Source organism: Paenibacillus sp. 11B (assembly GCF_030487755.1).
GTDB lineage: Bacteria > Bacillota > Bacilli > Paenibacillales > Paenibacillaceae > Paenibacillus > Paenibacillus vandeheii.
Genome location: NZ_JAUKNS010000004.1, coordinates 784,182 through 799,644, shown reverse-complemented (window position 1 = coordinate 799,644; position 15,463 = coordinate 784,182). Strand labels below are relative to the sequence as shown.

General features: G+C 47.7%; 11 protein-coding genes. 10 read left to right on the top strand and 1 reads right to left on the bottom strand.

Features of this window, described 5'->3' with window-relative positions:
* The first annotated feature begins 122 nt into the window (after positions 1-122).
* From Q0V21_RS20510 to Q0V21_RS20485, 6 genes are all read left to right on the top strand, one after another.
* Complete coding sequence (locus Q0V21_RS20510; protein WP_301880385.1) at positions 123-833, top strand: response regulator transcription factor; 711 nt, start codon at positions 123-125, stop codon at positions 831-833.
* Complete coding sequence (locus tag Q0V21_RS20505) at positions 830-2,335, top strand: sensor histidine kinase (protein ID WP_301880383.1); 1,506 nt, start codon at positions 830-832, stop codon at positions 2,333-2,335. The genes Q0V21_RS20510 and Q0V21_RS20505 overlap by 4 nt, the downstream gene beginning before the upstream one ends.
* 55 nt (positions 2,336-2,390) lie before the next feature.
* A complete protein-coding gene (locus tag Q0V21_RS20500) occupies positions 2,391-3,500 on the top strand; it encodes a hypothetical protein (protein ID WP_301880382.1) in 1,110 nt (369 codons plus the stop codon).
* A 126-nt stretch (positions 3,501-3,626) separates the two neighbouring features.
* Complete coding sequence (locus tag Q0V21_RS20495; RefSeq protein WP_079347952.1) at positions 3,627-4,535, top strand: LysR family transcriptional regulator; 909 nt, start codon at positions 3,627-3,629, stop codon at positions 4,533-4,535.
* A 373-nt stretch (positions 4,536-4,908) separates the two neighbouring features.
* Positions 4,909-6,102, top strand: coding sequence for a M20 family metallopeptidase (locus Q0V21_RS20490; RefSeq protein WP_079347950.1), 1,194 nt, complete (start codon positions 4,909-4,911; stop codon positions 6,100-6,102).
* Positions 6,103-6,106: 4 nt separating this feature from the next.
* The gene (locus tag Q0V21_RS20485) at positions 6,107-7,531 is read left to right on the top strand and encodes a YfcC family protein (protein ID WP_301880381.1); all 1,425 of its coding nucleotides are present in this window, start codon (positions 6,107-6,109) and stop codon (positions 7,529-7,531) included.
* Positions 7,532-7,631: 100 nt separating this feature from the next.
* Here Q0V21_RS20485 and Q0V21_RS20480 read toward each other — a convergent pair whose 3' ends face one another.
* A complete protein-coding gene (locus Q0V21_RS20480) occupies positions 7,632-10,709 on the bottom strand; it encodes an InlB B-repeat-containing protein (protein ID WP_301880379.1) in 3,078 nt (1,025 codons plus the stop codon).
* Positions 10,710-11,248: 539 nt separating this feature from the next.
* Here Q0V21_RS20480 and trhO point away from each other — a divergent pair.
* From trhO to Q0V21_RS20460, 4 genes are all read left to right on the top strand, one after another.
* Entirely contained in the window at positions 11,249-12,136 is an 888-nt protein-coding gene (trhO, locus tag Q0V21_RS20475) for an oxygen-dependent tRNA uridine(34) hydroxylase TrhO (protein ID WP_024629833.1), read from the top strand.
* A 22-nt stretch (positions 12,137-12,158) separates the two neighbouring features.
* On the top strand, positions 12,159-12,797 hold the full coding sequence (locus Q0V21_RS20470; RefSeq protein WP_079348479.1) for a helix-turn-helix transcriptional regulator: 639 nt from the start codon (positions 12,159-12,161) through the stop codon (positions 12,795-12,797).
* Between the two features lie 196 nt (positions 12,798-12,993).
* Positions 12,994-13,935 carry an Rpn family recombination-promoting nuclease/putative transposase gene (locus tag Q0V21_RS20465; RefSeq protein WP_079347946.1) on the top strand — a complete coding sequence of 314 codons (942 nt, stop codon included), beginning with the start codon at positions 12,994-12,996 and terminating at the stop codon, positions 13,933-13,935.
* A 357-nt stretch (positions 13,936-14,292) separates the two neighbouring features.
* Positions 14,293-15,342: an ABC transporter substrate-binding protein gene (locus Q0V21_RS20460; protein ID WP_079347944.1), complete on the top strand. Its 1,050-nt coding sequence runs from the start codon at positions 14,293-14,295 to the stop codon at positions 15,340-15,342.
* Positions 15,343-15,463 lie beyond the last annotated feature (121 nt).

Genomic DNA, 15,463 nt, shown 5'->3' with positions numbered 1-15,463 from the left:
GAAGAGGATACAGGCTTTTTCCCTATAAATCCCGTTGTTCTCGATAGCTAATCAGGTCATACCTTGTTAACATAGATCCAAAGAATACTATAAATTCATGACATATATAGAGGATGATTCCGATGAATAAAAAAGTGCTGGTCGTGGATGACGAATCAAGTATCGTCAGTGCCATTGCTTACGCGCTGCGGCGCGAAGGATATGAAGTAGAGACAGCCAATGATGGTGAGGAAGCGCTGGTCAAGGTGGGGTCATTCCATCCCCAGGTCATGATTCTGGATGTGATGATGCCCAAGCTGGACGGATACGGCGTATGCCGCAGGCTGGAGGACCGGGAAGATATCGGGATTATTTTGCTGACCGTCAAAAATGATATCGTGGATAAGATCGTCGGCCTGGAAATGGGCGCGGATGATTATATGACCAAACCGTTTGAGATCCGCGAACTACTCGCCCGAGTAAAGGCGCTGATGCGGCGCGTGGAAAAAAGCAGCCCATCTCCTGACGATCCTAAGAATCAGGCCATTGTCAATGGAACACTACGCATCCATATCGCTCACCGCACGGTCATGGTGAATGAGGAGAAGCTTGATCTGACACCAAAAGAGTTCGACTTACTCACCATTCTGATGTCCAATCCTGAGCGTGTATATACGCGGGATGATCTGCTGGACCGGGTGTGGGGCATGGAATATGCCGGGGGCACACGCACGGTGGATATTCATATTCAGCGCCTGCGCAAAAAAATCGGCGATACCGACCAGCAAAAATTGCAGACGGTATATGGAATTGGCTATAAAGCATCAGCCCCTGATCCAGGCATTTCGGTATGAGAGTCAGTATAAAACTGAAGTTCAGCGTCTTTCTGGCGGCGCTGCTGATCCTGACCGTGGTTGTACTCAGTTCCCTTGTATTACGCGGAATTGAGCGCAACCAGCAGACACAGATTGAGACCATTCTGTCCCAGCAGACCCGTTTGGTCAATCTGAATGTGCGGCAGTCTTATTATACCGAGTCTGTTCGTCTGGAGCAGGAGGTTTTTTTACAGCAAAATGGCCGCAGGCTGGCTCAGGAGCTAGCGAGCTCCACAGGTTTGCCCATCGCGCTTTATGATATGAAGGGGCAGCAGGTCGGTTCATCCATTGCGTCTGAGGAAAGTGCTGATATCAAAGAGACGCTAAGCTATGCGCTGCAAAATAAAATTGCTTATCACGAACAGGGGGATACGCTGCTGTATGCTGCGCCCCTGGATGGACCGGATGGGCAGATGGGTGCTGTGCGTATGCAATATCCGGTTCAGAGCTATCATGAGTTCTATGCTCGTATCCTTCAGCTGTTCATGTGGGCGGGTATTGCCGTGGTTGGGCTTAGCTTCATTCTGGGATACCTCTTCTACAATCGTTTTGCCGTCGCCATAACTCGCTTGAAGAAGTCCGCTGATTCCATCCGTGAGGGACATTATATTGCCGAATCGCCTGTGAGACGCAAGGATGAATTAGGTGAGCTGGGACAGGGCATTTATTATATGAGCACATCCATTCAGCAGAATATTGAAGCCATGCATGATGAGCAGCAGAAGCTCCAGCTCGCGATTGAGAAGCTCCAGGTACTGGAGCAGCAGCAGAAACAATATATCGGGAATATTAGCCATGAGTTCAAAACGCCGCTTACAGCGATCAAGGCGTATGTGGAACTGCTGGACATGTATAAGGATGATCCGCAATTGCTGGATGATGCCACGAACAACATCGGCAAAGAAACCGAGCGGTTATACGAAATGGTTGAAAAGGTTCTTCATCTGTCTGCTCTGGAAAAATATGATTTTGAGAATCAGGCGGAGGATGTGGAGGTACGCGCTTTGCTGGAGGACGCCTGTGGCCGAATGCGGGGCAAAGCCGAGAAGTTTGCGCTCACGATGGAGCTGGACCTGCAGCCTGCGATCATTCGCAGTGATCGGGAGAGCCTGATGCATATTTTCATTAACCTGCTGGATAATGCCATTAAATATAACGTGCCGGGAGGTGTCATCCGTGTACGAAATGAACTGCGAATGCAGGAGCGGCAAGCGGTTATTCGCATCTTTAACTCGGGTACGCCGATCCCGGAAGAGGCGCAGGAGAAAATCTTTGAACCCTTTTACACCGTCAACAAAGACAGGGCCAGAAAAACCGGGGGAACCGGGCTGGGACTATCACTCGTCAAGCAATTTGTAGAGAAGCAGGGCGGTACGATTACATTGCTGTCTAACGATCCGAAGCATAAGGAAGGAACGACGTTCCAGTTGATTTTTCCTCTGGCGGATTCGAGTTTACAAGTTGGAAACAAGTCTGAATAACTTTGGAAGTATGCGTTGTGTATGCTTGGTCTATAGAAAGCAATCAGGAGGGACCATGATGAATTGGAAACAGGCGGCTATGGGCACACTCGGGGCAATCGTCCTATTGTCGGCAACAGCATGCGGGGGAACAACGGAGCCAGGGGGCAATATACAGAACGGGAAATCAGGCACGGATATTACGGTGAAGGATAATACAAATACGTCGGTGTACCAGAGCTTTAAGCTGGAGAAAATCGATAAACTGCCGAATATGCGCGGGGTAGCGTGGCTAAGCAATGACTGGATTTTGTCGGATAAAGTAAACGAGTCCATGAAGCCTGTCACTGTAGAGGGTGAGAAACGTTATCCGCATAACTTATACATGTATGATTTGACGAAGGGCACCGATTCACCTGTAAAAGAAAGTGAAGTAAGTCTGGGCTCACCACTCGTGTCCCCGGATAGTCAGTATATTTTCTACAGAGAACCAGAGGAATCGACAGGCAAAGGTTTCATTCTGAATCTGAACAACGGGGAAGTGATACCGGCTGGTCAGGACGACGGTTTTGTATTCGAAGGTGCATGGCTGGATAAGGAGCATGTCGTTTTCCCAAACATGAATGGGGATATCGTATCAGCGAGTGTGGATGGAACGACGAAAGTGCTGGTCAAGACGGGGAACTTCAATGTAAGGAGCGTCCGCGTTTCGGGGAATGTGATTTACTACATCACAGGCACGGACGGGCAGCTGAACGCCTACGATACGAAGACCGGTGAAGAGAAGCAGGTGCTAAAAAGTGTGGAATGGGTGATTCCATCCAATGATGGTTCAAGACTGGCAATTGTGAAAAAAACAGCCGATACCAAACGGGCGCTGGTGCTGACCGATCTCGATGGAAATGAGAAAGCCACACTCGCCAGAGGCACGCAAATTTTCGGTACGAGTTGGTCTGGTGACGATTCCAAAATCGCCTATACAATCAATTCGGAGAGTGATGATGAGAAGGGGCTGTTCGTCTCCAATACGGAATCGGCGGAGCAGTTCCAGATCTCGGCTGATATGGATAACGCATCTGATCCGCTGAGCTGGAGTCCGGAAGGCAACCGGATTTTGCTGTCACAGTCCGTGCAGGAAAATGAATCCTACCACTTTGTTACCTCGGTCATTACGATTTCGCAGTAAACATCATTGAACAGAAGCAGATCAGCAGAGCGAGCCTGACTCATAAGGAGTTGGGCTTTTTCTGTACCTTTAACGCAGGTGTTCTGGGTTATACTGAGGAGACGAGAAGTGAAGGGGGACATGATCATGGATGAAAAAGACTGCCGTTTGCTGTTGAGCATTTCGGAAGAGAGTAGTCTGACCAAGGCTGCGGAGCGCATGTTTATGACCCAGCCGGCTTTGACATACCGTTTGCAGCAATTGGAGAAGGCATTTGGCGTACCACTCATCGATAAAACGTTAAAAGGTGCCAGATTTACTCCCGAAGGAGAGCATCTTGCAAGCTATGCTCGTAAAATGCTCCATGAGCTTAATCAAGTCAAGGAACAGCTGTCGAACATTCGTAATGAGGTTAAGGGAACGCTGCGCCTCGGGATTGCCAATCATTATTCATTGTACAAGCTTCCTCCGTTGTTAAAGCAGTTCAAGGAGCTGTACCCTGAGGTTCAGTTTGCGGTAACCTGTGCTCTGAGTGTAGAGGTTATGGAATTGTTGATGCGGGATGAAATTCAGGTGGGTGTCATTCGGGGGGAGCATCCATGGTATGAAGGGAAACATCTGCTGCACGATGAACCAGTCTGCATTGTATCCCGTGAACCCATTGACTTGGACCAGCTTCCAGAGCTTCCGCAAATTGCATTTCAGGAACCCTTGACGAAAACAGGCGGTTCTCCCGTGAGCCCATTCCGAGAAGGCGTAGCGGCCTGGTGGTATGAGCGCTATGAATGTGCACCAACCGTAGCGATGCGTGTAGACAGCTATGAGACCTGCAAGGAGATGGTGCGGTATGGCCTTGGCTATGCGATTATCCCGGGCATCTTCGTGTCAGCTTCGGATGGCCTCCATCAGCAGGAACTGATCCGTCGAAACGGACAGGCAGTGAGGCGGAATACGTGGCTTGTGTATAAGGAAGGTGTGCTGCAGCAGGCAACGGTGGGCCGCTTTGTAGACTTGATGAGAACGGCAGGGACACAGCATGTTGTGGAGGGTGGTTAGATACAGGCATAGTTAGTAGATGCATTGATTTATGCATAATTATCCGTTATTTTCTCCTCGCAAAAGGCACCTTACTGTTCTTGGACAGTATCAATCTCGTGACGAATACCCATTTGGACGATGTACATATATTCAAAATGTTTAAATACGTAGTCTTATTTTATGTGCAAATAAACCAGTGATTTACTGACATCTGATGATATCCATATGTTAATTTCAAGCAAGCCCATAAAATTTTTTATGGGCTATTCCTTAATTTTTTTGAATTTACTTATGGCTCGGTCACACATACAATATATCCAATCTGATTGTATATTTATTCGATTAAGTTGAATATAGAAATGCTGTATTTGAAGAAAGGCGGCAAAATAATATGTATCCTGACCCTGCTCATATGAAGCAAAAGATCAAAGAAACCGTAGATCGGCTGGACCCCGACTTGCGGGAATTATCCCTGCGTATTCACGCTAACCCTGAGCTTAGCTTTCAGGAAGTCCAAGCCCAACAATGGTTAACCGAGCCGCTGGAAGCAGCCGGATTTCAGGTGGAAAAAGGTATATCCGGCCTTGATACCTCGTTCCGCGCTGTATGGGAAGGCCAACCTGGCGGACCCACGATTGCACTGCTCGCCGAGTATGATGCGCTGCCTCGCATCGGACATGCCTGCGGACACAATCTGATCGGAGCCTCTGCTGTAGGTGCAGCACTGGCGCTCAAGGAAGCATGCCCTGATCTTCCGGGACGTATCATCGTTCTTGGCACACCGGCAGAGGAAGAAGGCGGCGGCAAAATCATTATGGTGAACGATGGCGTATTCGATGAGATCGATGCCGTCATGATGTGTCACCCGCAGCAAAAAACGATGGTACTGAGAGGTGCGCTGGCTTGTGTGGATGCAACCTTTACGTTCCACGGTAAACAGGCTCATGCAGCCTCGTCTCCTGAGAAAGGCATTAGTGCACTGGATGCCTTGGTCAATGCGTATGCGGGAATTAACTCGCTGCGTCCGTATTTAAAGGATGATGTTCGGGTGAACGGGATTATCACCAAGGGTGGGGATGCGCCAAATGTGGTGCCTGAGCTGGCTGAAGCTGTATATATCATCCGGGCGAAGACCGTCGAAGAGCTGAAAGTCGTCATGGACAAAGTATATCGTGTCGTACGCCATGCTGCGGAAGGTGTTGGAGCTGCGGTAGATATTACGGAAGGCCTCATCTATGCTGAGCGAAATAATAACAAGGCTCTGGCAGGTCTGTTCCAGCAAAATTTGGAGGACATGGGCATTGAAGTGCATGATCCACCGCAAACGGGCGGTGTCGGTTCATCGGATATTGGTAACGTAAGCCAAATCACTGCCGCGATCCATCCGTATATTCGTTTAGGTGACGCGACAACACACACGCCTGAATTTGCCCGGCTTGCCGGAGCAGAGGAAGGCATGATCGAGCTGAACCGTGCTGCGAAGGCACTTGCACTTACGGCGTTCGATCTGTACGCAGACAAGGCAGCATTGCAGCAGGTACGGGATGAGTTTGAAGCGTGGAAACAACAGAAGGGCGAGGGATGATGAATTGGAAAACATAACAAAACAACCACAACAACGGCGCAAATGGTTCAAGATGCCTCACACCTTCGTCATTTTGTTCATTTTGGTACTGGTCGCTACGGTTCTTACCTACATCATTCCCGCCGGAGAATTCGATCGTGTGAAGGATGAAACCACAGGCAAATCATTGCTTGTCCCGGGTTCGTACCATCATGTAGAAGCCAATCCAACGGGATTATGGGATATTCCCAAGTCCATTGTTCGCGGACTGGTGGATTCCGCTGACGTTGTATTCTTTATTTTTATCATCGGCGGAGCGTTTCAGATCATTACGAGCACCGGCACGATTGAAGCTCTAACAGGCCGGGTAGCCCGTTCGTTCTCGAATAAGGGGTTATGGGTCATCCCGGTGTTTATTACCTTGTTCTCTGTGGGCGGGTTCACGATGGGCATGTCCACAGAGGTGATGGTCTTTGTACCGATAGGTATCGCCATCGCGCGTGCGCTGGGGTATGACGCTCTGACCGGTACGGCGATGATCTCATTGGGAGCCTCATGTGGTTTTACCGCCGGACTGCTTAATCCGTTCAACGTAGGACTGGCTCAGGCTATTGCAGAAGTTCCGATTTTCTCGGGCATGTGGCTGCGCGCAATTATTCTGGTGTGTCTTATCGCCGTTACCAGTATCTATATTATGCGTTATGCGTCCAAAGTGAAATCTGATCCCACCCGCGGTTTGGTGCACGAACTGGAGCAGGAGCAGGCAGCAGATGCGCCTGCGGTAGATCTGAACAAGCTGCCAACGATTCGCATCACACATATTCTGACCATCATTACCATTGTAGCCGGATTTGCCCTGTTGATCTGGGGTGTATCGAAAGAAGGCTGGTGGATGGAGGAGCTGGCGGCTCTATTCCTGAGCATGGGTGTGATCGCTGGTCTTGTCTCCGGGTTCGGTCCTAGTCGGATTGCAAGTGAATTCGTCAAGGGGGCAAGCGGCATTGCCTATGGAGCCTTTATCATCGGTCTGGCAAGAGGCATTATGGTTGTACTTGACCAGGGGAACGTGATTGATTCCGTTGTATACGGAATGTCTACGCTGGTTGGCGAGCTGCCATCATCCGTTCAGGTGCTGGGCATGTACTTCTTCCAAAATGTGATGAACGTGTTCATCACATCGGGTACAGGCATGGCCGTGACTACGATGCCAATTATGGTTCCATTATCGGATCTGCTCGGGGTTACCCGTCAGACTGCCGTACTGGCTTTCCAGTTCGGAGACGGATTCACCAACATGATTCTGCCAACGTCTTCTGCCTTGATGGGAAGTCTCGCGGTATCTGGCATTCCGTATCAGAAATGGGTTAGATTTTTCTGGCCGTTGATGGTGATGTGGATTGCTATGGGAATCGTATTTATGCTTATCGCCAATGCCATTCAGTATTCTTAAAAAAGCAAAAAGCCTGTGTTCTTGCGCAGCTCCCTCAAACTGCTATGTACAGTTTCGAGAGGCTGCTGTTAGAACACAGGCTCTTTTATTTTATAATTGGTTATTTTGGCATACTCAGCAATAACTTTACCGCTTCTGCACGCGTAGTGTTATCTCTAGGAGCAAAGGTATTCAGTTCTTTGCCGTTTAGTAGCCCGGACTTTTGCAAGCCAGCGACTGCTGCTCTGGCCCACACCGGAATCTCTTGATTATCTGCAAAGATGGATTCGGTGCCGGATTCTGCTTCTAACTGCAAAGCGTGGGCGACCATAACAGCCATTTCTGCACGGGTTACCGCTTCATTGGGACGAAAAGCCCCACCCGTGTCTCCTTGAATGAATCCCGCTTGTACAGCACGCGCTATAGCAGACTGTGCCCATGCTCCTATTTGTGAATAGTCGGTAAAAGATAACGTCGCTTCCGTGTAATCGGTTTGCAATGTATTCATCAGCATTACCGTAAATTCTGCACGTGTAATGGATGCGTCCGGCTTAAATGATCCATCGACATACCCTTTCACAATACCTTCACGGACAGCTTGCTGAATAACTTCTTTCGCCCAGTGATCCTCAATATCGCTAAACATAATCTCGGCTGGGGAAAGGGGTTGATCTACTGCAAATACGGCATATTTGGTGAAATGGTCCACGTCCACCCGAATTTGCTTCCCATCCACAGAAGATTCACCCGCGGAGAGCCAAACCTGTTCTTGTTCATCAAAATAAAATAGCTCAGCCTGCTGATTACTCTGTAACCCTGATGAATCAAATGTCAGTGATAAGGTTACGGGGACATTGAAGTTTTGCGGAACATTTTTGAGCAATTCATATACCGGGCTGAGTAGTTGGGTCTGATTGGTCAGCAGGGCAGAAGAATCTGTAAGCTGATCAATGGTGACCGTCAGTTTCTGATTCATCGCTCCGGTAGGGATGTTTACAGCAATGGCATTACCCAAGCTCACTTGGCCTGCCTGACCCGCTGCAAGTGTTAAGCGTCCATTGTTGGACGAATTTGATGTATTAGGTGGCGTAGGGTTAACGTTGGAGCTGTTGTTGTTCTGGTTGTCCGAGCCACTATTGCCATTATTACCTGACGGTGGCGTGGAATGAACAGTCCATTTGGCATATAAGGTCAGATCGGCTGTAATCTCCGTTTGATCAAAGTTGAATGGAGTCTTCAACTCGGGGTCCGTATACCAACCTGCAAACGTATAGCCGGAACGGCTTGGTGAAGCAGGTGCTGAAAGTTTCTTCCCATACTCAACAGCTACATCGGTAACTGCCGATCCTCCAAGTGTATTGAAAGCTACCGTATATGTGTATGGTGTCCATTTTGCAAACAGAGTGAGATTGTTGGTTATGGTTGTGTTATTGAAATCAAAAGCTTGGCTCAAAGCTGAATCCGTATACCAGCCAGCGAAAGTGTGACCTGTTTTGGTAGGATCAGAAGGTGCTGTTACCAGCTCACCATAATCAACCGCCTGATCAGCGACCTCTGTGCCACCACTAGATTCGAAATTAACGTTAAAGGAATCGATTGCCCATTTTGCAAACAGAGTGAGATTGCTGGTTATGATTGTGTTATTGAAATCAAAAGCCTGACTCAAAGCTGAATCCGTATACCAGCCGACGAAAGTATGGCCTGCTTTGGTTGGATCAGTTGGAGCAATAGCTTTTTCACCGTAATTCACCGTTTGTTGCGTTACTTCAGAACCGCCGTTACTGTTAAATGTCAGAGTCCGTGGCGCATAAAAGCTGAATTGAATGGTTGTCGTATTGCCTGCCGCATCGGTAACGACGAGTACATGTTCACCTTCCACACTGAATGTCTCTCCACTGAGGAACGGAGAGCCATCAAGGGTGGCTGTTCCCTCATTAAAGGTGATTATCCGGCTCGCACTGTATATTCCATTATTGATGACCCCCGTTACAACAGGGGGGACCTTATCAATGGAAAAGTGAACTGTTGTACTGCCAATGTGGTTGGTTACCACCAATATATAATCTCCATCTTCCGTAACTGCAGTGCCGCTCGTGAATGCAGCATCATTCAGGAGTGCCGTACCGCTATTAAATGTCGGCGTGACCGTTTGATTATACACACTCTCGTCGATTACCCCGCTGACAATCGGCGCCAAGTCCTGCTCAACTGTTATGGTAACAAACGCTGGTTCACTCGAGCCCGTTGCATTGATTGCAGCATAAGTAAAGCTGTCATTACCCACATAATTGTTATTCGGCGTGTATACAAACGAACCGTTAGCATTAAGGGTCAGTTGACCGTTCATGGGCGCACTTCTCTGTATGGCAGCAGAAGCATCACTATCATTGATTAGCACACCCGGAGAGTTGATGGTCAGCGGGGTGTTCTGCTTGGTGATATAGTTGTCTGTCACTGCATTTGGCAGTGGCATATCTACAATGTGAGGGATTTGTCCAGAGTTCGAAACGTAATACACCAGAAGCGGTTGATTGCTGTTCAGATTAGGCAATCTAAAATCAGTTGACCCATTGCCGCCAAATCTGTTGCCTATTAGGCTAAACAAGGATTGATTATTGGTGGTGGAAAGTAAGGAGCCATCAGCCAATATCCAGTTACTCAAAGGAAGTTGTACTAGAAGGGGAATGAGTTCTCCTACGTATTCGGAATCCGTCCCCCCACTCCCGGCACGGTAAGACGGATCAATAGATATGGCATAATGGATGATATCACCCTTGATTTTGGGTAACTTGGGCAATTGGAATGTCTCCAGACCGTCTCCACCAAAGGTTGTACCAATCATTTGATACAAATCGTTGTATTGAGAGATAAGGAGATTTTGACCATTTGCCTCTAGCCAGCCCTTGGGGGTAAAGTAATACGGGAACAGGCGAACCTCACCAAGCACAGCATTATCGGCGCCGTACGTACCCTCTTCACGAGAGGGGAAGTCTCCATTTATGGATATGTAGTAGCCCATTCCCTCTGGTGCGGCATCTGAAAGATCGGGCACCGCAAATGTGTTTTTGCCGTCACCTCCAAAGTTGGTGCCCAGCAGGGAGAAAAGAGCGGAATTCTGAGCGATCGGCATGGTCTGTCCGGCAGCATACACCCAACCGGAGGGAGCTTTCGTGTAGGGGAATAATTGAATTTCACCCATATAGGGTTTTGCTCCTGCGGCATTGGCTTTTTGGACAAAGTGAGAATTGGTTCCCAACCCACTCAGCCCAATAAGAACTATTAACCATATGATGCTTACTTTCCTAAATAGTGTTAAACTCACGTTCTCATCCCCATTTTCCTCCTAATATATTCACAGTATGCTTTTTCAAATCCACATCTTTTGCTAGTCGGTGTGGGTAAGCCATATAATGATGAGCATAGTGTAATGGATACGAAAGCAAAAATGAATACGATTTTCGTTTGAATTTAAAATAAATTAAGATATTTTCCAGCTTCACATCATTTATGGTTCAATTGTTCCATAACTTTCATCCCTTTCTATACATTTATATTGACTAAGCTATTCCGCTTCCGATAAACTAGAATGCAGGAATAAAAGTCGAATGTTCAAAGCAGCAGTTCGAGACATTGTTTCGGACGGCTGTTTCTTTTCTTTTTCATAAGCAAGGTTGCAACGTTGTAGTCTTGTCGGATGATCCGGCCAATAACAACATGGAATAGGAACAGGTGATACACATGTGTAACAGCGCGTACCGCGTGCTTTTATATTATAAGTTCGTGAAGATTGAAGACCCTGAGACGTTTACGCAAGAACATCTGCAATATTGCAAAGACTTGGGTGTGAAAGGCCGTATTCTGATTGCATCGGAAGGCATTAACGGCACTGTATCCGGTACGCCGGAGCAAACGGAGCAATACATGAAGGATATGCACGCCAATCCGCTGTTCAGCGATATGGTGTTCAAGATTGATGATGTCGAAGAGCATGCGTTCAAAAAAATATTTGTTCGTCACAAAGCTGAGCTGGTTACGTTCCGCGTGGAGGACGATTTGGACCCTAACGTCATTAGCGGTAAACGGTTGTCGCCAAAAGAATTTTACGAGCATCTTCAACAGGAGGATGTCATTGTAATTGACGGGCGTAATGACTACGAGTACGAGATTGGTCATTTCAGGGGAGCGATCCGTCCTGACGTGGAATCGTTCCGTGAATTCCCAGAGTGGATTCGGGAGAACCTGGGTGACATGAAGGACAAAAAGATCATCACCTACTGTACTGGCGGTATCCGTTGTGAGAAGCTGACCGGGTTCATGATTAACGAAGGTTTCCAAGACGTGGCACAACTTGAGGGCGGAATCGTGACCTACGGCAAGGATGATGAGGTACAAGGTCGTCTGTTTGATGGCAAATGTTATGTATTTGACGAGCGTATTTCCGTGCCGATTAACCGGACGGATGAAGATATCGTGATTGCCAGCTGTTATCACTGTGGCACGACGCATGACCGTTACATTAACTGTCCAACCTGCAACCTGCAGCATGTATGCTGTGAGGATTGCGAAGAGACGCATAACCGCTTTTGCTCGGATGCCTGCCGGGAGGCAGCACCGGTAACCGCATAAGCAGGGAGAGCAGGTGCTGATCGTGAAGCGCGAAGAGGAACGAACGACGCGTGAACGGATTTTGTTCATGCTGAAGCAGCAAGGCACAATGACCGCAAGGGAAATGACAGCCGAGCTTGGTCTGACCGGCATGGCGATTCGCCGTCATCTGACGGCACTGGAGCAGGATGGATGGATTGAGGTTCGGGAAGCAAGAGCCACAGCCGGACGCCCATCTTCCGTATACCATTTGACGGTACGCGGGGATAATTTTTTTCCAAAATCATATTCATCACTGACCCTGGAACTTCTGGAGGAACTGTCCGATTCAGCGGGTAGCGGTGTCGTGGATGCGTTGTTCGAGAGCCGCCGGGACAAGCTGCTTCGTAGTGGACAGCCACAGATGGAAGGTCAGGATCTGGCCGGACGTGTCGAGGAACTCGCGCGCATTCAGAATGCAAACGGATATATGGCCGATGCTTCCACGGAAGAGGATGGCACCTATGTACTGACCGAGCTGAACTGCCCCATTGTGCAGGTAGCGAGTGTTTATAAACAGGCTTGCCGCTGTGAGCTGGAGCTGTTCCGTTCATTGCTGCAGGCGGATGTGGAGCGCACTGAATGCTATGCGGACGGTGGTAAGAAATGTACGTATCAGATTCGCGAGGCGGCTGGGAATTGATAGGTTTGAGAGAAAAAGGGATTGTTTCGATTCGTCGAAGCAGTCTTTTTTTGTTTAAAAATGACGTAATAACGTTATCAATAGTATTAGACACGTGTTATAATTGAATTTAACATCCGGTGCATCTACATCCTTATATTTGTTTGGAAATTCAACAAATATATATTGTTAATTTTGCGCATAGGAGTGAACAATGATGAATGAACTGCTTGATCCCAAGAACGATTATGTGTTCAAACGAATTTTTGGAAGTGAAGAGAACAAGGATGTGCTTCTGGCTTTTCTGAATCACACCTTCAAAAATGCAGGTGAATCCTTACTGACCGAGATTGTGTTGATCAACCCTTACCTGGACAAGGATACCCCGAGAGATAAACAGTCCATTCTTGACATACGGGCCAAAACAGATCAAGGTGAGCTAATTAATGTTGAAATGCAGTTGTTTAATCAGTATGATTTAGAGAAGAGGACTTTGTTCTATTGGGGTAAACAATACTCCGGACAATTACTTGAGGGACAGAGATATAGCCAACTCAAAAAATGTGTTGCGATTAATATTGTTAATTTCAAAATGCTCGATAATGACCAGTACCACAACGTATTTCATTTAAGAGAAGATCATACCGATATTCCACTGACGGATGTTATAGAGATTCATTTTATGGAAATACCAAAGCTGAATGATGAAAATATTCAAATGAAGGATGGACTGGTGCGTTGGCTGTTATTTCTGAAAGGAATGACTAAATCAAGCTGGGAGGCGTTAATGATGCACGAACCGGAACCGGCTTTGAAAAAAGCCATGAGTGTATTGGAGTTTCTGAGCCAGGATGAGCAAGCACGTCAACGATACATCGACCGTCAGAAATTTCTATGGGATGAAGCTTCCATGATTGAGGGCGCACGAGAAGAAGGTCTCAAGAAAGGCCTGGAGGAAGGCATCCAAAAAGGAATTCAAAAAGGAATCGAAAAAGGCATCAAAGAAGGCATCAAAGAAGGCATCAAAGAAGGAGAAGCAGAGAGTAAACGAAAAATTGCACTCAATATGCTGTCTCTGGGCATTGAGTTGGATCTCATCATCAAAGCTACCGGGTTAACACCTGTTGAAATTGAAGAATTACAGACAGAACAAAAATAAGCTGAGGCCAGTATTCATCGGGAGAGATGGACAGTGGCCGTTCCCCTAAGACTTTCCGCTTGATTTGCGGAGGTCTTTTTTTGTTTTATGTAATGTTTTCTCTCACGCATCTGCAATGAAACCAAATTGGAAGCGGTTCAACCATTGACGGGAAACAGGTCGCACCTTAATATTAGGGAAACAATGAAATATCAACACGGGTCATGGACTTCAGTCGCATGAGGAAAGTCTATATTTGTCTGCTTTTGTCGGTCAAAGCAACAATGCGTTGAAGCGTTCGTTTTGTCCCGCCCTATCGTGTCACTTGGATAACGATGAGAGTATCAATATTTTAGAAGATGGAGAGGGGTTTCACACATGAAAAAGAAATTCTGGATGTCCTTAATGATGGTTGCATCAATGATCGTAGCGGCTGGTTGCGGAAATAACAGCGGCGGTAGCACAACGACCGAGGGATCAGGCAGCACAACAAGTGAAGGCACTGCGGAGAAATCGTATCGCATCGCGATCTCGCAGATCGTTGAGCATCCATCGCTGGATGCCACACGTGAAGGATTTATTGCAGCGCTGAAGGATGCAGGCCTTGAAGAGAACAAAAACCTGACGATTGATTACAATAACGCGCAAGGGGATTCAACGAACAACCTGTCCATTGCCCAGAAGATTGCGGGAGATTCCAAAAATGACCTGGTCCTTGGGATTGCAACACCATCCGCATTGGCTTTGGCTCAACAAGTAAAGGACAAGCCATTGCTGTTCGCAGCGGTGACGGACCCGCTGGGTGCCAAGCTGGTGAGTGACATGGACAAGCCAGGTGGTAACGTAACGGGTGCATCGGATACGAATCCAGAGGCCATCGTGCAGTTGGCTGATTTTATCGCCAAATATTTGCCGGATGTGAAGACGGTAGGTCTGGTTATCAACGAGGGCGAACCGAATGCGGTTGTAATGGCGAACAATGCGGAGAAAGCGCTGGCGACACACAATATCAAGCTAGTCAAGGCACCCGTAACGAACACATCCGAAGTTAAACAGGCAACCGATTCTCTGGTTGGAAAAGTAGATGCCTTCTATATCACGTTGGATAACTCGGTGGTTAGTGCAGTGGATACAATCATCCAGACAGCGAACAAAAATAAAATTCCGTTCTTCTCCAGTGACCGCGATACCGTGGAAAAAGGGGCTTTCGCAACCGTAGGCTTCAAATACTACGATCACGGATATCAGGTTGGTGAAATGGCTGCGGACATTTTGAAAAATGGTACAAAACCAGGTGACATGAAAGTCACTGTACCGGACAAGCTGGATCTGATCCTGAACCTGAAGGCTGCTGAAGCTCAAGGCATCACCGTTACTGATGAGATGAAGGCAGAAGTGAAGGATCAGGACAACAACATTATTCAATAACCTGACCGGACGATCCTCCGGCAGTACGGATGCGAGGCGGACGTGAAACGGGTTCGCCTCATTCTTTTCGATAGACAGGGAGGAAGCAATGTGAATTTGACTTGGGGTTCAATTGAAGGGG